We start from the raw sequence: 18,162 nt of genomic DNA, 5'->3' as shown, positions 1-18,162 counted from the left end.
GCCCAGTGCCCAGTGCCCAATGCCCAATGCCCAATGCCCAATGCCCAATGCCCAATTAAGGATAGAAAGCCAATTGTGGCAAACCCAAAGTTTCTTCCCAGCCCATCATCAAGTTCATGCACTGGATGCCTTGACCTGCTTGTCCCTTAATTAAATTGTCGATCGCCGATAGTACAATCACCCTGTCAGTACGCGGATCGACTTCCACACCGATGTAACACAAATTTGTGCCACAAGCCCATTTTGTTTGCGGATAAACTCCAGCCGGCAACACTTTTACCCAAGGACAATTGCGGTAAAAAGCGCTGAAAATCGTGATTAAATCTTCTCGCACCAAACCCGGATCACGCAAAGTTGCGTACACAGTCGCCAGAATTCCCCGCACCATCGGAATGAGGTGGGGAGTAAACTGAACTTTAATATCGTGTCCTGCTAAATCGCTGCAAATTTGCTCGATTTCTGGCGTGTGGCGGTGGCGGCCAACACCGTAAGCGCCCAGAGAACCCTCTGCTTCAGCCAACAAGAGATTAACTTCGGCTTTGCGGCCCCCTCCCGAAGCACCGGATTTGGCGTCGATAATTGCTGTTTCGGGCACAATGAGGCCTTGTTTGAGCAAAGGCGCCAGGGCTAATAAACTAGCAGTGACGTAGCACCCGGCACAGCCTACTAACTGAGCGTCTTTAATTCGATCGCGATACAATTCTGGCAAACCGTAAACAGCCGTTGCAGCCAGTTCAGAGTCCGATCGCTCGCCGCCGTACCAAGCTTTGTAAGTTTCCAGATTTTCAAATCTGTAGTCAGCCGACAAATCCAAGACTTTGCAGCCTTTTTCTATCAGCGTCGGTGCCATTTTGCAAGCTAAACCGTTCGGCAGCGACAGAAACACAACTTCACATTTGGCGGCTATTTTGTCTAGGTCGATCGCCTCGACTGTCAAATCAATGCAGTTAGTCAGGTGCGGATAAAGGCTGGAAAAAGGTTTTCCCGCACTGCTATCCCCGCCCAAATACACTACTTCAGCCGCTGGGTGATCTGCCAGCAGTCGCACAAGTTGCACGCCGCCGTACCCTGAAGCGCCGATAATTCCTACAGGCACACGTCCAACATCTCCCATTTTCCTTTATCCCCTCAGCCGTTGAAGTCAAAAACGCTTGAACTTTTGCTGCATTGTAGTACCAAACGCCAACTTTGGTGGCAAAGAATTGTGTTGTTTTGTTTTGGAAGTGCATTTTTGTTAATTTTCGGCTGTTTGACACCGCCCAAAAACCGATAAAAAGCCCCGACTCCTTTCCTGGAGAGCCCAAAATTTTAGACCAAACTTCCATCTTCCAGATTCAAAGCTGCAAGTAAATCTAAAATCTAAAATCTAAAATCGACTGACCGATCGCCAAAACCCTACAATTAACAAACTGATGTTCGATCGTGGTATAAAAAAACTTACCTTAACCCATCCACAAACCGGAGATTAACATTTTTCCCTCTTGCCTCTTGCCTCTTGCTTCCTGTATCCTGCCTCTTCCCTCTTCCCTCTTCCCTCTTCCTTCTTCCTACCTATGGGCATAGTTGTAGAAAACGTATCAAAACAGTTTGGCAGTTTCCAAGCACTCGATCGAGTCAGCTTAGAAATTGAATCGGGTTCCCTAGTCGCATTGCTGGGCCCGTCTGGTTCCGGCAAGTCTACACTGCTGCGGCTGATTGCAGGTTTAGAAATGCCCGACTCCGGCAAAATCTGGCTAACAGGCCAAGATGCCACGAATACTAGCGTCCAAGACCGCGAAATTGGGTTTGTGTTTCAACACTACGCGCTATTCAAGCACATGACCGTGCGAAAAAACATCGCTTTCGGGATGGAAATTCAGAAAATACCCCCCGCGAAAGTCAAATCGCGAGTAGAAGAATTGTTGAATTTAGTGCAATTGGCAGGATTGGGCAATAGATACCCGTCGCAACTTTCAGGAGGCCAGCGGCAGCGCGTGGCCCTCGCCAGAGCCCTGGCTGTGGAACCAAAAGTATTACTGCTAGACGAACCTTTTGGAGCTCTTGATGCCAAAGTTCGCAAAGATTTGCGTGCTTGGTTGCGGCGACTGCACGACGAAGTTCACGTTACCACAGTCTTTGTGACACACGATCAAGAAGAAGCGATGGAAGTGGCCGATCAAATTACAGTAATGAATAAAGGTAAAATCGAACAAGTCGGCACACCCGCAGAAATTTACGACAATCCAGCGAGTGCTTTCGTAATGAGTTTTATCGGCCCAGTCAATGTATTACCCAGCAGTTCGAGGATGTTTCAAGGTAACGGGTTTGAATCAGCCCACCCGGAGATTTTCTTGCGCCCTCACGACGTACTAATTGAAACTACAGAAAATAGTGCAACAGTGCCTGCAAGAATCAGTCGTTTGATTCATTTGGGATGGGAAATTCAGGTAGAATTAACCTTAGATGACGGTCAAGTAGTAAACGCTAATTTGACGAGAGAAAGATTCGATAGCTTGCTTTTGCAGCCCCAGCAAAGAGTGTTCGTAAAGCCGAAAGATGCCAAGTCCTTTCCACTTTTTTATTCCATCTAAGACCAATTATGAAAACTAAAGCTAAATTTAGATTGGATACGGCCTTTCAAAAGAGGTAGCGCGGTGCGGTGTATCTACACAAAAAAACTCTAGGGACACCGCACCGCGCCGTGTCCCTAATCTTTTATACTGACAACTGTCCGCTGACTACTGCGCGCTGAGTTAGTCTTTAATTTTGTTGACCGCTTTTTTGACTTGTTGCTCAAAGGATGTAGCTTGTGTATTGGAAGGATTTTTCATTTTTTCAATGTCAGCGTCTCCCTGAACTTCGTTGGGTCCTTTGCTGGCTTTTTCTTGAGTTTCTTCCAAGGACATTGGTTTTTTCAGTACAGCTTCTTGAGATTCTTTTTCAATTCCTAAAAGTTGGTCTTCACCTTTGGTGGGGCTGCTAGTAACTGCAAAAGCCGGGAAAGCATTAGAAACAAACATCAAAGCACAAAAACAAACAGCTATTAAAGTGCGGACTAAACGCTTGGCAGGGAAGTTAAAGCTGATAAAAGACATACAAAATTTCTCCGTTTTTAGAAGTTTTGATCGCTAAGATTGTTAACAGGCTGAAGCTCACTCATATTCTGCACAATCTTTAACTCAAGTTTGAGAAAAGCAACCGTTGCTTTCTTTCAAATTGAGCTAATATATAATATTTAGCTGAAAAAGCTGGTACTTGAAATCCTTCTCAGGGAATATATCTAGATGACTGGCCTGGGTCGCCCCAAGACATTTATGTAGAAGGCACTTGTGTAGAAGCAAAAAAATTCTCTATAAGTGCCTTCGGATGCGCCTCACATAGCAGTATCAATCTCAGTAACTGGTTTTATCGTGGGGTGGGGGCCGGTTTATTTAGCCTGTTTGCAATGTGAGAGGGCGCTTGAGTGAACCCGCAGAGCGGTTTGTGCAAAATGTTGGAAGATATGAGATGCGCCCGACTATCCACTGACTAATGACTAATAACTAATGGCTGCTGCTGTCGCACGGGAACTTGACATTTTGCTAGATAAGTTTTAATTTCTCCTACACTGAGTTGCCCGTAATGCAGCAGGGAAGCCAGCAGGGCTGCTTCTGCTTTGCCCTCAGTCACGGCTTCGTAGATGTGGTGACAGTTGCCGGCGCCGCCGGAAGCAATGACGGGAATTTCGACAATTTCGGCAATGCTTCGAGTTAATTCCAAATCGTAACCCGCTTGAGTACCGTCCGAGTCCATGCTTGTCACCAGAATTTCGCCCGCGCCGCGCTGTTCGGCTTCTTTGGCCCAGGCGATCGCATCTTTGCCGGTATTTTCTCGCCCTCCGCGCACGTACACGTCCCAACCAGGATTATCCGCGTCTTGCCGTTTGCGGGCGTCGATCGCGATTACAATGCACTGATTGCCAAATCGATCGCTGGCTTTGTCAATTAAACTCGGATCGCGCACCGCCGCCGAATTAATACTCACCTTATCAGCGCCCGCCCTCAACAAACTTTTAATTGTGTCTAAGGATTGGATACCGCCGCCCACCGTCAAAGGGATAAATACGCGATCGGCCGTTCGGTACACCACATCAATAATAATGTCCCGGTCTTCGTGAGTCGCGGTAATGTCCAGAAACACCAACTCGTCAGCACCCGCATCATTGTAAACCTGAGCCATTTCTACTGGATCGCCAGCATCCTGAAGGTTGACAAAATTGACACCTTTGACCACGCGACCGGCTTTGACATCCAGACAAGGTAAAATTCTTTTCGACAACATAAAATTCTCGTGTTTCTAATTTATTGACCGCCGCAGCGAGGAAAAGGCTTGTTGATATCTTCAAAAACATGAAGTTAAGCAACAAATCTTAAAGATACCTTGTGTTTAACCACCGTAGGTCTGAGCCGGAGAGCCATTTTCCAGTTTTTTGCTGCCCCTGAGCATAAATAAAACTTGGCTCTGGGTGCGGTAGGCAACATTAGGTAGAATATTGGGTAGATAGTCATATTTTCCGCAACCAGCAGCAAATTTAACTTCCCAGATATATCTTTGGGGTGAAAAATATGACAATTTCGCTTATGATCGAACCATAACTACCTTCGCTGGCGATCGAATTGTGGTTCGGCAATCCTATATGGTTTGGTGCATCGACGATCGACTAAACAATTTTAGATTTGAGAACAGGCGATTTGAGGTTTTTTAGCAGTAATCTCAGTTATAAGCCGCGCGGTAAAGTTAAAATTTAAAGTTTAAAACCTCAAATCGGTTGACTTGATGTCGTTTTTAGGGCTGTGGTGACTTTGCAAGCCAATCCACATTTGGTACTTCGTACAGAGAAAAGCGGCAATCGCTACTTGCCGCTCTCCGGCAGCAATTGCTGGACAGTAGGGCGGAGCGATGACAATAATTTTGTACTGACCGATCGCTGGATTTCCCGTAATCACGCGATGTTACAGCAAATGGAGACAGGAGAGTTCTACCTGATTGACTTGGGCAGCCGCAACGGTTCCTTTGTCAACGGGCGGCGCGTCAGTATTCCTGTGACTCTCAGAAATGGCGATCGGATTATTTTCGGTCAAACCGAATTGGACTTCTACAACCCAAGTGCCGGCCACCGGATCGAGCCAATACACGAGACAGACTCTGACGATTTTACGGCAACTTTGACTGTGCGTAGCCTGATTAGCGTCATGGTAATGGACATCCGAGACTTTACTGTTTTGACTAGGCAGCTAGACGAAACCCTACTCTCAGAAGTCATCGGCAGTTGGTTCCGCAAAGCAGGACTGATCATTCGCGAACACGGCAGTTGGGTGGACAAATACATCGGCGATGCCATCATGGCTGTCTGGTTCCACAAAACCAGCGGTGTCAGCAGCGAGGAAATGATGCGGATTTGCCAAGCTTTGAGCGAACTGCACAAGGCAACAGACGAACTCAGCAGCCGTTACCCCCTGCCTTTTCCTTTGCGAGTCGGGGCAGGCATCAATACCGGTTATGCAATGGTGGGAAATTCTGGCAGCAGCGACCGATCGGACTATACCGCCTTGGGAGATACTGTAAACGCAGCATTTCGCCTGGAATCTTGCACCAAGCAACTTGGCAAGGATATCGCTGTGGGAGAAACGACATACAAATACCTGACTCAATTGGGTGCCCAGGGCGCTTTCGAGCAGCACACCGTTGCTTTGAAGGGTTACGAAAATCCCAGCCTGGCCTACGGCGGTACTTATGCTGACTTGAACGCTTTTCTCAAAACGAAAGGAAAGAGTTCTCAATAGCTTGAAAATTGGGTGCGGGGCAAAAATTAACCCTTAAAATGGGAGTCCGAGTTTTTCATGGGGAGGGCCTTTTATAAACTTGCCTGCGATGCCTCAATTTCGAGAGATATCATATCAATTCCGGCGCAGCCGGAATTGATATGATATCCGCGCTTCATCCTCGGGCATAAAGTCGAATCAAGCGGCCAATAAATATAGCGCGCAATTTTCATTTTTTTGACTCACAGTCAACCGTCAACCGTCAACCGTCAACAAGCATTCCGGTGCAACCGGAATCGATATCATATATCGTCCGTGATGTCAATGCCTAAATGTAAAGTTTATAACAGCCCTCTACGTGTTGCGGATTTATCTGAAAAACTGCATAAGCAAAATGGTAGTCTCTACATAAATGCTGTGTATGAAATTGGGAGACAAAACTTCATGAAACGATTGGGTCGTCTATTGGCAGTATTGGGCTTAGTGCTGGGCTGCTTTGCATGGGCTGGAGACCAAAGCGCGATCGCGGCGTCATTAAGCCGTATCGTCTTGCCATCATCCTCGCTCCTAGCTGTTGAAGCTCCGGCTAGAACCAATCGCGCCGATGAGAAGCTGGCCACAGAATACGGCAAAAAACTTGATTTGAACAACAGCGCCGTCCGGGACTTTCGGGACTTTCGAGGGTTGTATCCCACTTTAGCTCGAGTAATTATTAAGAATGCTCCTTACGAAAAAGTTGAGGACGTACTCAACATTTCAGACTTGACGGACGCTCAGAAAAAAGTGCTGCAAGCTAACATGGACAAATTCACCGTAACTGATGTTGAATCAGTCTTTATTGAAGGAGACACCAGGTTAAATAATGGTCTCTACGACTAGGTAGCAGCGGGTCTCATTTGAAGGCAGAAGTCATTTGGCAGAAGGCAAACGGCCGAAAGAAAAGATTTTTTTCTATAGGCTGATGACTTCTGCCTTTAATTTCTCAAGACTTACTTTCAACTACCATTCGGCAAAAGCCCGCAAAAATTTCCTAGATTGAAATAAGCGGGTTACCCAGATTCCTCTGTCGAGTGAATTCTAAAATCTAAAATCTAAAATATAAACTCGATCGACAGACATTAGTTCAATTCCCCAGATTTATCTGTGGAGTCAATTCTAAAATCTAAAATCTAAAATCTAAAATCGACTGGCGGCCGACTTATGACTGACAAATTTGACGTATTGGTAATAGGTGCTGGCGCGGCGGGTTTGTACACAGCACTTTGCCTGCCAGAGCATTTGCAGGTGGGCTTGATCAATAAAAATACCCTGCCTGTTTCTGCTAGTGATTGGGCTCAAGGAGGGATTGCCGCAGCGATCGCCCCTGAAGATTCGGCAGCGCTGCACGTTCAAGATACACTGGCTGCAGGAGCCGGTCTTTGCGATTTGGAAGCCGTGAAATTTTTAGTCGAAGAAGCTGGTGCTTGCATTGACTCCCTCGTGAAAATGGGCGTTGCATTCGATCGCACCGGCCCAGATTTAGCCCTCACCCTAGAAGCAGCCCACTCCCGCCGCCGAGTTCTCCACGCCGCCGACACTACGGGCAAAGCCGTGATCAGTACGCTGACAGCAAAAGTATTGAGCCGCAAAAACATTCAACTCGTATCTCCTGCCTTTGCTTTGAGTCTGTGGCTAGACGAAACCGGGCGCTGTCAGGGGATTAGCTCGATTTGTGGCTCACAAGTCAAGTGGCTGCGGGCCAAAGCGGTGGTGCTGGCGACAGGCGGCGGCGGACAGGTTTTTGCTCAAACGACCAATCCCTCGGTAAGTACCGGGGACGGGGTGGCAATTGGGTGGCGAGCCGGGGCGCTGCTGCGAGACTTAGAATTTGTGCAGTTTCACCCGACGGCGCTGAGCACAGCGGGCGCGCCTCGGTTTCTCATTAGCGAAGCGGTGCGGGGAGAAGGAGCTCATTTGGTTGACAGTAAGGGATATCGCTTTGCTTTTGACTCTCACCCCAGCGGGGAACTCGCCCCTAGGGATGTTGTCAGCCGCGCTATTTTCCGCCACTTGCAGAAGACGGGGGAACCTCATGTTTGGCTCGATTTGCGCCCGATAGCGGTCGATCGACTGCGCTACAGGTTTCCAAATATTATTCAAGTGTGCGCTGATTGGGGAATTGATATTTTTTCCGAACCGGTGCCGGTGACGCCTGCGGCCCATTACTGGATGGGAGGAATTGTCGCTGACAAGTTTAATCAAACTTCGATTCCGGGTTTGTACGCGGTGGGAGAAACTGCGAGCACTGGGGTACACGGCGCTAACCGGTTGGCGAGCAATTCGCTGCTGGAATGTCTGGTTTTTGGGGCGCAGATGGGACTTTTGCAGCTAGAAGGTGGAAGGCCCGAGGCATTCGCCGATCAGTTCGAGGCAGGGGAAATCTTGGAAAAATCAATTTCTGAAAAGGATATTGAGGCGATCGACAAGTTGCGGGTCGAATTGCCGAATTTGGTGTGGCAGAGTGCGGGAATTTGCCGAGGACAACGCGATTTGGAAAGTGCGCTCGTCCAACTTGAGATTTGGCGGCAAGAATTTGCTTCGTTGCCTTTGAGTCAAACGCTTGATAATTTACGACCCGGACAAATTATTGATTTTTCCCCTGCTGAGACGGAGAATAGCTCAATTTTGCGAAATTGGGGAGAAGTGGGGAATTTATTGGATATCGGCTATTTAATTGTCAAAAGTGCTGCGTTTCGCACTGAAAGCCGTGGCGGTCATTACCGAGTGGACTATCCCCTCACCGATCCGGATTGGTGCAGCCATACTTTAATTAACCAATCGAATTGGTACAAATCTCCGCGAATAGAAGATTGAAAATTTATTGAAAATTTGGGGTCAGCGCGTTCCCGTACCGTCACTTTTGGGGTTCCCGTTCGGGTCTGGTTCGTATTGTTTTGGGTAATTTGGAAACCTAGAGGTTTGTGCAACTGTCAAAACTCTGGAGGTCGATGGCGTCGGGATCTTGCCCGCGCTACGGGCTTTTGTGAAATTGCTCGTTGAGTTGCTGGCAAGTCGAGCCGCATTTGCGGTGCCGACTATATTCACTTGCAGGCAGGCCGCCAGGGTTGCCGTTGTTGTGAGCTTAATCAAAGTACGCATAGTATTCACAGCCTTATTCAAATCACCGTAGTTGATGCACGTCCCTACCACCTATTATATCTATCAATTTCCGTAGTTCCACTGATATCTTTACATTTTCTTTAATTAAGTTTCATAAGTTTACGTAAATTTTTTTACATTAAGGCTTTTCGACGATTTAAATTTGGTTTCAGGTTGTGATTTATTTTAAAATTTTGTAACATTTAGAGGAGAGGGCAAGTTGCTCTCATAAGTTTTATATTTTACTAACTCTATCTAATGGCAGATGACTAATTAGAAAATTTTAAGTTATGAGATTTGAGATTTGACTACTTTGGACATTTTTTTGAACAGTTTCAAAAAGCTTAGAGGGCTTAAAGTTTAAGGAGCGACCTATTTTTTTAAGTTAGCTGCACAACAGCCTGAAATAATATCTCCCTCACGGCTCAATTAGCCTTTGAGGTCTAGAAATTGCTCAAATTTTGTCTGAAATAATTGAGATTTTATATAAAAAAATTGAATAATTACAAATGACTTATCAATATGGGGCTGGGGACTTTACCTACAGTTGCATTATGTTTTTAACGGGTCTTAATTAATAAAAGTGATATTGATTTTTCCCGCGTTCCTTAGCACGATACATCGCAGCATCTGCATTCTTAACTAAAATCTCTGGCTCTTGACCATCAATGGGATATAAACTAATGCCAATACTTGTAGTTACAGAAACTGTATGTTCTTCTAAAATAAAAGGCTGCATGATGGCGTCGCAAATTTTTTCCGCTACTTTGGCAGCTTCCTCGCGACCTGGAATTGCGGGCAAAATGACTGTGAACTCGTCGCCACCCAACCGCGAGATAGTATCGCTGCCGCGCAAGCATTTTTTGAGCCGACTGGCAACTGTTTTTAAGAGTAAATCGCCCACATTGTGTCCGAGAGTGTCGTTGATTGACTTAAATCCATCTAAATCTAAAAAGAGTAAAGCTACCAATTCCTGAGTGCTGGAGGCTATTTCTAGAGACCGATGCAAGCATTCGTAGAACATTTGGCGGTTGGGCAAACCGGTCAGAGCATCGTGATAAGCTTGGTGGCTGAGCTCAGCATTTTTTTGCTCTAGGGCATTTGCCCGAAGTTGGCGCTCGGTAATATCTCTGATTGCGCCGACTAAAAATAGGTTGCCGGCAGCATCTTTATGCAGGGATCTTTTAGTCGCAATTAGATGCGTAATTCCGTGAGCGTCGGTAAAATATTCTTCATTTTCTCGCGGCTGGTGAGTTTGCAATACTAATTCGTCTTGCTGCCAAAATATATCGGCTTCGTCTTGGGAAAAGAAATCGTAATCTGTGCGGCCGGTTAAATTTTCTAAAGGATAGCCGATAAACCGACAATAGGCCTGATTCAAAACAACGCAGCGGTGATTTCGATCTTTGACAAAAATCGGGTCGGGAATTGTATCGATTAGCGATTGTAAAAATTCTTTAGACCGTTTTAATTCTTCTTGTAAATGAGCCAGATAGCCCACAACTGCGACACCAGAACCCAAAAGACTGAGGATTGTAGGAATTAACGGCAGCCACCAGCCGGCTAAAAAGGCTAAGTATAAACTGGCACTCAGACCTATACAGATACTTGATAAACAGTAAGCCGATCGACTAAGTGATCGCAAATTCCAACTCACATTTGCTCCGGCCCAAGACCACAGTAAAATCCACAGCAACTCCGCAGCCTCTGGCCAGACATTGATACCCCCGCGCCCGTCGAGGGCCGCACTTAAAATTTGGCTCAAGAAATGAGCCTGAAGCTCAACTCCCGGTATTTGCTGGGGAGGATCAAACCAACCTGAACTGTAAGCATTTTGGTAAAAGTCTCTGAGGCTGGGGGCAGTTGAGCCGATCAAGACAACGCGCGATCGTACAAAATCAGCAGGTACTGTGCCAGAGAGCACATCGTTCATCGATGCACTGCGAAAACTGCCTCGCGAGCCGCGCAGGTTGGTCAAAATTTGATAGCCACGGCTGTCCGATCGAACGTAACCACCGTCATTCGGTTGAAAAGGCCGAAAAACCCCCTTGCCTAACTGCAAGTATTTAGGATTGACTCTTGCTCGTTGAGGGGAAATTCCTTCGCTTTTGAGGTAAAGCAAAGCCAGTCTCAGTGCGAAACTTTGATGAGTTTTGCCGTCTCCGGGCCAAGCGTAGAGCAAATTTCGGCGCACTTTTGAGTCAGCGTCGATGACAACGTTGTTGAAACCGATTCGATCGAGCTTGTCCACTACCGGAGGCGGGCGAACTCCGAGCCTGGTTTCGTCTGGCATCAACTCAATGCCGATTAAGTTGGGAATAGTTTTAAAAGTTTTGAGCAATTCGGCGTTACCGGGTTGAGTTGGCAAATCTCGGTAAACGTCGAGACCAATCGCCCGCGGCTTGCCCGCGTGCAATTTTTGCAGCAATTGGGCCAAGACAGCATCCGAAATTGGGTAGCCGTATTTTTGCAAGTCAGCTTCCTTAATTTCTACAATGACGATGCGCGAATCAATTGGTTCGGCCGGCCGCCAGCGCACAAAGTGGTCGAAAGCAACCCATTCCCACACCTGAAAAAATCCGAACCAGCGCATTACAATGACCGCACTAGCAACGGCACTCGCAGTAATCAATACTCGGCGTTCTCGATTCAGCCATTTTTTGATAGTTTTTAGCATATTTTCAGGATTCCTGCCTCGCCCTTCGAGCATCTAAGCTACTACTGCATATAGCTTTTAGATCTCCGGGATGATCGGCTTAGTCGATTTTTGATTTATGATTATCCAATTTTTTGGTTTTTCGGCTCAGTCGATTTTTGATTTATGATTATCCAATTTTTTGGTTTTTCGGTGCGATCGGGCTGCAACAGCAGAAACCCGGTTTCGCAACCAAAATATCTCATTTCAACAATAACTCTGGAAGCAGAAACCCGGTTTCTTGCATTTTTATGTAAAAGTTTTAATAGTTCTTCACCGATCTAAATACTACAGAACAACAAATTGTTTTAAACTTTTTCGTTCTAACTAATTTTTCCTATTTTTTTATTGATTTTATAGATGCGAGATTTTAGATTAATTTTCCCGAACTAGCAAACGATAAACTAAGTTTAAAAGCAGGAAATTTTTAGCCAATTAATCTAAAATCTGTCATCTATAATCTCAAGTCTTTCTGTTAGTTTTGAAAGTTGTGCGGGCCGGTGTAACCCGATAAATCAGCGAGTTTATCCAAAGATTGCGTCCCGGAATAAAACTGACCTTTAATCTCCCAAGTCGGGAAACCTTTAATATTCGCAGCCGCAGCTTGGCAAATTTCAGCGCGGGAATTTTGCCCCTTGGGATCGCATTCAAAATAATCAATTATTTTGGCTGCTTCTTTGCCGAACAGTATTTTTTGGTCGTGGCAGTGGGGACACCAGTAAGCGCCGTACTCTTTAGCGCCAATTTGTCGGAGGTGGCGGGCCAAAGCAATTTGTGCCGGGCCGGAGGTTGTAGTGACTGCAGGGGGTTCAATTCCGGCGGTAGAGACAATAGGAGGAGGTGAGTTGACGCTGTTATAAAGTCCCAAGGCACCGATCGAACTCACCATTGCCACCAAAATGCCTGTAAACACCAACTGTCCGATATCTTCCCACTCGCGCCCGACTAGCACCAGCACAAACAGCGACAGCGAAAATAAGGCAGAAGTGACGCAATAAATACACAGATCCTGAATTTCAAAAGCCATCAAATAGATCAAATAGCTGCTGAAAATTACCATCGCAGCGGTGATGATAAATAGCGCTTGCCAAGTTTTATTTTCTAGTTGAGAGTGCAGTCCTTTCTTGGTGTCGGGATTTACAGCTTTGGGGGCCCATGCCAGGATTGCTATGCTCAGGTAAGCTAGACAGCCTAACAAACTTAAAGGCACTGTGCCAAAGACTGTAGCGTAGGGACTGTTGAGAACTTTGTCACAGCCGCTGGTGGGACAAATGACCGAGCCAGTCGTGAATTTAGCGATCGTGAGATAGGCCGTTTCTACGACGCCTATGGCTGCGATCGCTGCCATCAGAGTCCTAGACCAGCGATGAATCCAAGGGGTTGAACGTCGGCGAATCATTTTTTGATTTGGTAATGGGGGAATTGGGAATTGTTGACTGTTGACTAATGACTGTTAATTGTTAACTAATGACTGATAACTGATAACTGATGACTACTGCCAACTGCCAACAGTCAACTATTCTCATTTTACGTTTTACTTGTGACTTTGCCCGGTTCCGGTGTGGGCCCTCTTGAGCCATTAGCGTCTCTGTTTTCCTGTTCGCGTTCTTTCTGTGACAAGCTGCGGCGGGCTGCTTCTACAAACTGACTGACGCGGATCGGATCGATTGGCTGCTCGATGCGGCCGTTTCGCTTCAGGGAACTCGATACGATTACGCCGTCAGCGGCCTGCATGAGGGTGGAAATGTTTTCCCACGAGGCGCCGCTGCCGATGAAAACTGGAATTCCGGCTGCTGCTGCACTCGCGAGTTCTAAGTCTTCGAGATTGGGAGGGCTACCCGTTGTCCAGCCGGAAAGGATTACGGCGTCGGCTAAAGCTCGCCCGATCGTCTCTTGAACGGCTGTGGTCAAGTTGGGGCTGCCTAGGGGGCGCCCGTGCTTGACTAACACGTCTGCTAATATTTTGACATCGCTGCCCAATTCCCGGCGGTAGCGCAGTAGCTGGTGAGCTTGGCCTTCAATTAAGCCTTGGTCTGTAGCCATGATGCCGTTGAGAACGTTGACGCGGATGAATTGAGCTCCTGTGCAGGAGGCGATGGCGATCGCGCTGTGGGCGTCGTTTCGCAGCACGTTAACGCCGATCGGCAGCGTCACGAGATTTGTTAGCCTCTCAACTACCAGAGTCATGGCACTTACCACCGCCGGATCTACGCTGTCTTTAGCAAAAGGAGCGTCGAAAAAGTTCTCGACTATGATACCGTTTGCGCCACCCGAAGCCAGCGCTGTAGCCTCTTGCTCGGCTCTTCCGATAATAGCTTTGAGGTTTCCGCCCCAGCGGGGAGAAGTTGGCAAAGGCTGTAAATGTACGACACCGATTATGGGATTCGGCGTTTTGAATATTTGTTTTAAGTCCACGGATTTTCCTGAAACCACCAAGTTCACTGACGGCTGACGGCGGATTTTGACGGTATATTCTAGAATTCTATATCCACGGGGGCGATTCGGTTGACTTAATCGGGCCGCCAAGTTGCTCAAACCCCGCAGCCATAACATTTTAGATTTTAGATTTTAGATTTTCCTAGGGCGACCTACTGAGCTCACTTAAAGACGGATACTTGCTTCAAGATAGGAGTCCAGGAAAGCAAAAAAGTTGAGATTTTAGGGAGATATCCCAGGTTCATCTGTGGAGTCAATGTTTAATCTTTAATCTAAAATCGACTGACTACAATCGGGGTTGAGAGCTTGAGTGCAGTTGCATTCTTTTTTATACCTTGGTGTCGGCAGGGGTTTTTCCTTCTCTCTCGAGGTTAAGTGGTGAAAGTTGTTCTCATAATTTTGGCTGTCACCGTAGGATTGTGGGCAGCAATCGAAGTGCTGCTGCGGGTGCTGCTGGGTTTTGGCAATCCCTTGATTTACATTGCCGATGCCGAGTGCGGCTATTTGTTGGCGCCCAACCAAAAGGTGCGCCGCTTGGGCAACCGGATTGAGATTAACGAGTATTCGATGCGTAGCGGATCGATCGCCCCGATACCCCCTCCAGAAACTCTGCGCGTCTTGCTGTTGGGAGATTCTGTCGCCAACGGCGGTTGGTGGACACATCAGACAGATACGATCTCGGAAATTATGGCTCGGGATTTGACACTGCAAGTACAGAATCTGGCGAGCAATGCACAATTAGGTTCACAAGTCAACTATTCAGATTTTGAAGTTCTCAACGCCTCAGCGAATTCTTGGGGGCCGAGGAATCAACTTGCTTACGCCAAGCGGTTCGGTGTTTTTGGGGCAAATGCTGTGGTGTTGCTGCTCAATACGGACGATTTTTTTGCATCGGCTCCCTGTCCTGTGGTTGTGGGTCGCGATCGATCTTACCCGGATCACAAACCCCGATCGGCTGCGCTAGAGTTATTGAGCCGCTATCTGCTACCTCCAGTGCCGACTCCCCAATTGGCAGCACCCGGAGCCACAAGCGGCGATGTAGTAGGCTGCAACTTAGAAGCTATTCGCCAAATCCAGAAAATAGCTGTATCGGCCAACGTCGAGTTTTTGCTAGCCGTCACGCCCAAGCGAGGCGAAGTCGGCGACCCGGGCCCTCGCGACTGGGAAGTCAAGGCTAGAGCGCGTCTCGCCGAACTCGTCGAAACTGAGAAAATTACTTACATAGATTTTCTTCCCATTTTCAATTGTGGGGCCGAACTTCCAACTTTGTATCGAGACAGCATTCACCTCAGTCCTCAAGGAAATCAGCTAGTGAGCAAAACCATCAGTCGTCAAATAGTCGCTCTTTTTTGGCATAAATCGTGACCTCACCTCAAGACGGATAATTGCCCCCGACTCCTGTTGTGGAGAGCAAAAAATTTTAAACCTTAGTTCAAGCCCCCAGATTCATCTGCAGGGTCAATCTAAAGTCTAAAATCCTTCGACGCTCGCGCTCGCCGAAATGCTCGCGCCCCCGTCTCAAATCTCAAATCGACTGACATCGAATCCGGTTGCATGGGAACAGTTACTGTCTTCAACGAACAACAAACCCAAACTGTAAAAGCACCCGGAAACGACACGATTTGTCTCGATTTAGCTAACTTGCAAAGTAGACTCTAGCTCTTTCGGGTACCAAGCTTGACCGTCGAGAGCCATTTGCTCGATCGAACTCGCAAGCCGCAGAGCTTTGAGAGCTTGTTCTCCTCCCACTGAAGGCTGATTTCCACCCCGCACGCAATTAATAAAATGCTCCAATTCTGCGTGGAGCGGTTCTATATTGCTGGTGTAAACTTTCTCGATCAACCCATCTTGACGGTAAAGCACCTGACCGTAATCCGTCACGTAATTGGCGGTTGTTTGTCGGTGAATCAAGATTTCGTTGTTGAGAAAATCTGCCTCTGTCAGAGAATTTTTGCAGTGAGCCACGATTGAACGGAGTTTGCGGTGCGTCACCTTACTCGCAGTCAAGGTGGCGACAATGCCGTTAGCAAAGTTCAGCGTCGCTGTCACGTAGTCTAAATAACCTGAATCTGAGGCCCTGCTGCCACTGGCCGTCAGCTTCACCACTTGGGAATCTGCTAATTCCAGGAGCAAGTCGATGTCGTGGATCATTAAATCCAAAACTACCGATACGTCGTTAGCCCGCTGGGAATAGGGACTCATCCGGTGAGCTTCCAATGCCAGTAACTCTTCAGTTTTCAGCACTTTGCCGAGTTCCTGAAAAGCTGGATTGAAGCGCTCGATGTGACCCACTTGTAAAATCCGGTGGGCCTCAGCAGCCGCGTTGACCAAAGATTCGGCTTCGGCAATGCTAGCCGCGATCGGCTTTTCAATTAAAACGTGAACACCCGCTTGGAGACAAGACATCCCCACAGGGTGATGCAGGCGAGTTGGAACGGCGACGCAAACTGCATCTACGTGGGCGAGCAAATCTCGGTAGTCTTCAAAGAAGCGAACCCGGTATTTGCTTGCTACATCTATTCCCCGCTCTACATTTATGTCTGCAACACCCACGAGCTCGATATCTTTTAGCAAGCTCAGAACTCGCGTGTGGTGCTGGCCCATATTGCCAACCCCAATGACCCCAATGCGGAGGGGTTCGGGTTGACTTCGCTGGGCGAAAACGTTTGCGTATCCCAATGACATCCTATCTAGCACTCCTGGATTCTCCTCCACCACCACAGGAATCAAGCCCCTTGGCTTCCCTCAGCTACTCACAGCCATCCAGATAGTATCACAGTCAATCTATTTGTGAAGAATTTCTAAGAGAAGGAAGAAGGAAGACGGCACAGAACACAGGGCACAATGTTGGGGTAAATTTTAGATAAATTGCGTATTGACAAATAACACTAAATATGATTTAAGGCAATTGGATGACATACAGCACTTCCGGCAGCTATGAGGTACGTAGACAGTATCGAAAGTTAGGACAGGAAAGGGATACGAGTAAAAGTGTGCTTCATAATAGCAATAGTTCGGACAGTTTTTTAACGACCCTGTAAGCCTTACGGAGGAAGCCCTGCCATTTTTAACCCATTTTAGGCAACTTAGCGCTCGACTTAAACATTAGACCTCTTGCAAAAGTCCTTTTAATCAAATTTTGGAACGGGCAAGATGCCCGTTCCACAAGAAAAAATGTTTTTTGTGGGATGGGCATCTTGCCCGTCCTAGTTATTTTTGCAAGAGGTCTATTGAAAAAATAGTCCACTATATAGCCAGTAATGGGTTCGGACACTCGCTCGGCTCTAAAACTGTCCGAAGTATTGTAATAGCCGGAAGTGCTGTATTTGTTCAGAGTCCGCCCGAGCGTCAGAGTTTGAGTTAAAGCATCCACAACCCCCAAACGCTGGGCCCACTCTGTTACATAATCTCGATCGAGATTAACGCCTTGGAGTTTCCGTATCCCCAAAACCTCGCGTCCCAACACATATCTGTATGTTAAGAATGTGGATACTTACGTGCGATCGCTTTCTTCAATCGAATACATTTAAATAAAATCTGATGAGGTAGACTATGAATCAGAAACAAAGGCAGAGATTAGGAAGTGCGATCGCTAGCACAATTTTAAGTGTGTTTGGGGTCGTGTCATTGGTAGGAGTAGACAAAGCACAAGCCGCCGTACTTACCTACTCTTTCTCTGCGCAACGTGCCGCTGACGGTTCTTTCACGGTGAATAACTCCTCGCTTACAGGAATAGGATGGGAACAAGTTGCAGTTTCCGGGGGAATATTAAACCCTTTTTACATTGCTAACTATCTAGTACTAGAAGGCAAAAACTCCTACAATTTGGCAGGGGCTACAGCTTTATTTTATCAAGGGGATTTTCTCGGACTGCAAGCACGCGGTGGACACTCTGAGACGAAAGAAATAATCATTCCTCCAGACGAGCCAGGAGGGTCTTTTTACCTCAAAGTTCAGGGTGAGGCATCTTGGTCTATAGCTTTGGGCGGGGAGTTATATGATAGGAGCTCTGTTTTCGCGGGGTATACAAAGCTATATAGGGCTTGCTGAATAATCGATCGCAAACTATGAATAGGAGCGACCGATATATTCAAACTCAACTAAAGATAAGGC

General features: G+C 47.1%; 15 protein-coding genes. 6 read left to right on the top strand and 9 right to left on the bottom strand.

Going from position 1 to position 18,162, the window contains the following annotated elements:
* Window positions 1-55 precede the first annotated feature (55 nt).
* A complete protein-coding gene (argC, locus tag QUA40_RS17695) occupies window positions 56-1,114 on the bottom strand; it encodes an N-acetyl-gamma-glutamyl-phosphate reductase (RefSeq protein WP_333128081.1) in 1,059 nt (352 codons plus the stop codon).
* Between the two features lie 439 nt (window positions 1,115-1,553).
* Here argC and QUA40_RS17690 point away from each other — a divergent pair, with 439 nt between their 5' ends.
* On the top strand, window positions 1,554-2,570 hold the full coding sequence (locus QUA40_RS17690; RefSeq protein ID WP_333128079.1) for a TOBE-like domain-containing protein: 1,017 nt from the start codon (window positions 1,554-1,556) through the stop codon (window positions 2,568-2,570).
* A 162-nt stretch (window positions 2,571-2,732) separates the two neighbouring features.
* Here the strand turns inward: QUA40_RS17690 and QUA40_RS17685 are convergent, their stop codons facing one another.
* Window positions 2,733-3,074: a low temperature-induced protein gene (locus tag QUA40_RS17685; RefSeq protein WP_333041098.1), complete on the bottom strand. Its 342-nt coding sequence runs from the start codon at window positions 3,072-3,074 to the stop codon at window positions 2,733-2,735.
* 433 nt (window positions 3,075-3,507) lie between these two features.
* Entirely contained in the window at window positions 3,508-4,299 is a 792-nt protein-coding gene (gene hisF, locus QUA40_RS17680; protein WP_333128076.1) for an imidazole glycerol phosphate synthase subunit HisF, read from the bottom strand.
* Window positions 4,300-4,811: 512 nt separating this feature from the next.
* On the opposite strand from hisF, the gene QUA40_RS17675 reads away from it, so the two are divergent.
* The 3 genes from QUA40_RS17675 (at window position 4,812) to nadB (ending at window position 8,633) form a co-directional block, all read left to right on the top strand.
* Window positions 4,812-5,801, top strand: a complete 990-nt coding sequence (locus tag QUA40_RS17675; protein WP_333128074.1) for an adenylate/guanylate cyclase domain-containing protein — start codon at window positions 4,812-4,814, stop codon at window positions 5,799-5,801.
* Between the two features lie 423 nt (window positions 5,802-6,224).
* Window positions 6,225-6,659, top strand: a complete 435-nt coding sequence (gene psbU / locus QUA40_RS17670) for a photosystem II complex extrinsic protein PsbU (protein ID WP_333128071.1) — start codon at window positions 6,225-6,227, stop codon at window positions 6,657-6,659.
* 321 nt (window positions 6,660-6,980) lie between these two features.
* Entirely contained in the window at window positions 6,981-8,633 is a 1,653-nt protein-coding gene (gene nadB / locus QUA40_RS17665; RefSeq protein ID WP_333128068.1) for an L-aspartate oxidase, read from the top strand.
* Between the two features lie 21 nt (window positions 8,634-8,654).
* Here the strand turns inward: nadB and QUA40_RS17660 are convergent, their stop codons facing one another.
* From QUA40_RS17660 to btpA, 4 genes are all read right to left on the bottom strand, one after another.
* Window positions 8,655-8,918 carry a hypothetical protein gene (locus QUA40_RS17660; protein WP_333128066.1) on the bottom strand — a complete coding sequence of 88 codons (264 nt, stop codon included), beginning with the start codon at window positions 8,916-8,918 and terminating at the stop codon, window positions 8,655-8,657.
* A 574-nt stretch (window positions 8,919-9,492) separates the two neighbouring features.
* Window positions 9,493-11,628 (bottom strand): CHASE2 domain-containing protein, encoded by a 2,136-nt coding sequence (locus tag QUA40_RS17655; RefSeq protein ID WP_445301160.1) that lies wholly within the window; start codon window positions 11,626-11,628, stop codon window positions 9,493-9,495.
* Window positions 11,629-12,088: 460 nt separating this feature from the next.
* A complete protein-coding gene (locus QUA40_RS17650; protein WP_333128063.1) occupies window positions 12,089-13,012 on the bottom strand; it encodes a vitamin K epoxide reductase family protein in 924 nt (307 codons plus the stop codon).
* A gap of 128 nt (window positions 13,013-13,140) precedes the next feature.
* Window positions 13,141-14,028 (bottom strand): photosystem I biogenesis protein BtpA, encoded by an 888-nt coding sequence (btpA, locus tag QUA40_RS17645; RefSeq protein WP_138921119.1) that lies wholly within the window; start codon window positions 14,026-14,028, stop codon window positions 13,141-13,143.
* Between the two features lie 399 nt (window positions 14,029-14,427).
* On the opposite strand from btpA, the gene QUA40_RS17640 reads away from it, so the two are divergent.
* Complete coding sequence (locus QUA40_RS17640; RefSeq protein ID WP_333128061.1) at window positions 14,428-15,414, top strand: GDSL-type esterase/lipase family protein; 987 nt, start codon at window positions 14,428-14,430, stop codon at window positions 15,412-15,414.
* 267 nt (window positions 15,415-15,681) lie between these two features.
* Here the strand turns inward: QUA40_RS17640 and QUA40_RS17635 are convergent, their stop codons facing one another.
* Together QUA40_RS17635 and QUA40_RS17630 are read right to left on the bottom strand one after the other, a co-directional pair.
* Window positions 15,682-16,734 carry a Gfo/Idh/MocA family protein gene (locus tag QUA40_RS17635; protein ID WP_015178266.1) on the bottom strand — a complete coding sequence of 351 codons (1,053 nt, stop codon included), beginning with the start codon at window positions 16,732-16,734 and terminating at the stop codon, window positions 15,682-15,684.
* 382 nt (window positions 16,735-17,116) lie between these two features.
* Window positions 17,117-17,515, bottom strand: coding sequence for a hypothetical protein (locus QUA40_RS17630; RefSeq protein WP_333128059.1), 399 nt, complete (start codon window positions 17,513-17,515; stop codon window positions 17,117-17,119).
* 86 nt (window positions 17,516-17,601) lie between these two features.
* Between QUA40_RS17630 and QUA40_RS17625 the strand changes: the two genes are divergently transcribed.
* On the top strand, window positions 17,602-18,099 hold the full coding sequence (locus QUA40_RS17625; RefSeq protein WP_333128057.1) for a hypothetical protein: 498 nt from the start codon (window positions 17,602-17,604) through the stop codon (window positions 18,097-18,099).
* Window positions 18,100-18,162 lie beyond the last annotated feature (63 nt).

Source organism: Microcoleus sp. Pol11C3 (assembly GCF_036701485.1).
Lineage (GTDB): Bacteria > Cyanobacteriota > Cyanobacteriia > Cyanobacteriales > Microcoleaceae > Microcoleus.
This window is presented reverse-complemented; position numbering and strand designations above follow the sequence as displayed.

What these genes read in the sequence shown, in the direction of transcription:
- argC (WP_333128081.1), bottom strand. Translation starts at nt 1,114, where the DNA reads ATGGGAGATGTTGGACGTGTGCCTGTAGGAATTATCGGCGCTTCAGGG.
- QUA40_RS17690 (WP_333128079.1), top strand. Translation starts at nt 1,554, where the DNA reads ATGGGCATAGTTGTAGAAAACGTATCAAAACAGTTTGGCAGTTTCCAA.
- QUA40_RS17685 (WP_333041098.1), bottom strand. Translation starts at nt 3,074, where the DNA reads ATGTCTTTTATCAGCTTTAACTTCCCTGCCAAGCGTTTAGTCCGCACT.
- hisF (WP_333128076.1), bottom strand. Translation starts at nt 4,299, where the DNA reads ATGTTGTCGAAAAGAATTTTACCTTGTCTGGATGTCAAAGCCGGTCGC.
- psbU (WP_333128071.1), top strand. Translation starts at nt 6,225, where the DNA reads ATGAAACGATTGGGTCGTCTATTGGCAGTATTGGGCTTAGTGCTGGGC.
- nadB (WP_333128068.1), top strand. Translation starts at nt 6,981, where the DNA reads ATGACTGACAAATTTGACGTATTGGTAATAGGTGCTGGCGCGGCGGGT.
- QUA40_RS17660 (WP_333128066.1), bottom strand. Translation starts at nt 8,918, where the DNA reads ATGCGTACTTTGATTAAGCTCACAACAACGGCAACCCTGGCGGCCTGC.
- QUA40_RS17655 (WP_445301160.1), bottom strand. Translation starts at nt 11,628, where the DNA reads ATGCTCGAAGGGCGAGGCAGGAATCCTGAAAATATGCTAAAAACTATC.
- QUA40_RS17650 (WP_333128063.1), bottom strand. Translation starts at nt 13,012, where the DNA reads ATGATTCGCCGACGTTCAACCCCTTGGATTCATCGCTGGTCTAGGACT.
- QUA40_RS17635 (WP_015178266.1), bottom strand. Translation starts at nt 16,734, where the DNA reads ATGTCATTGGGATACGCAAACGTTTTCGCCCAGCGAAGTCAACCCGAA.
- QUA40_RS17625 (WP_333128057.1), top strand. Translation starts at nt 17,602, where the DNA reads ATGAATCAGAAACAAAGGCAGAGATTAGGAAGTGCGATCGCTAGCACA.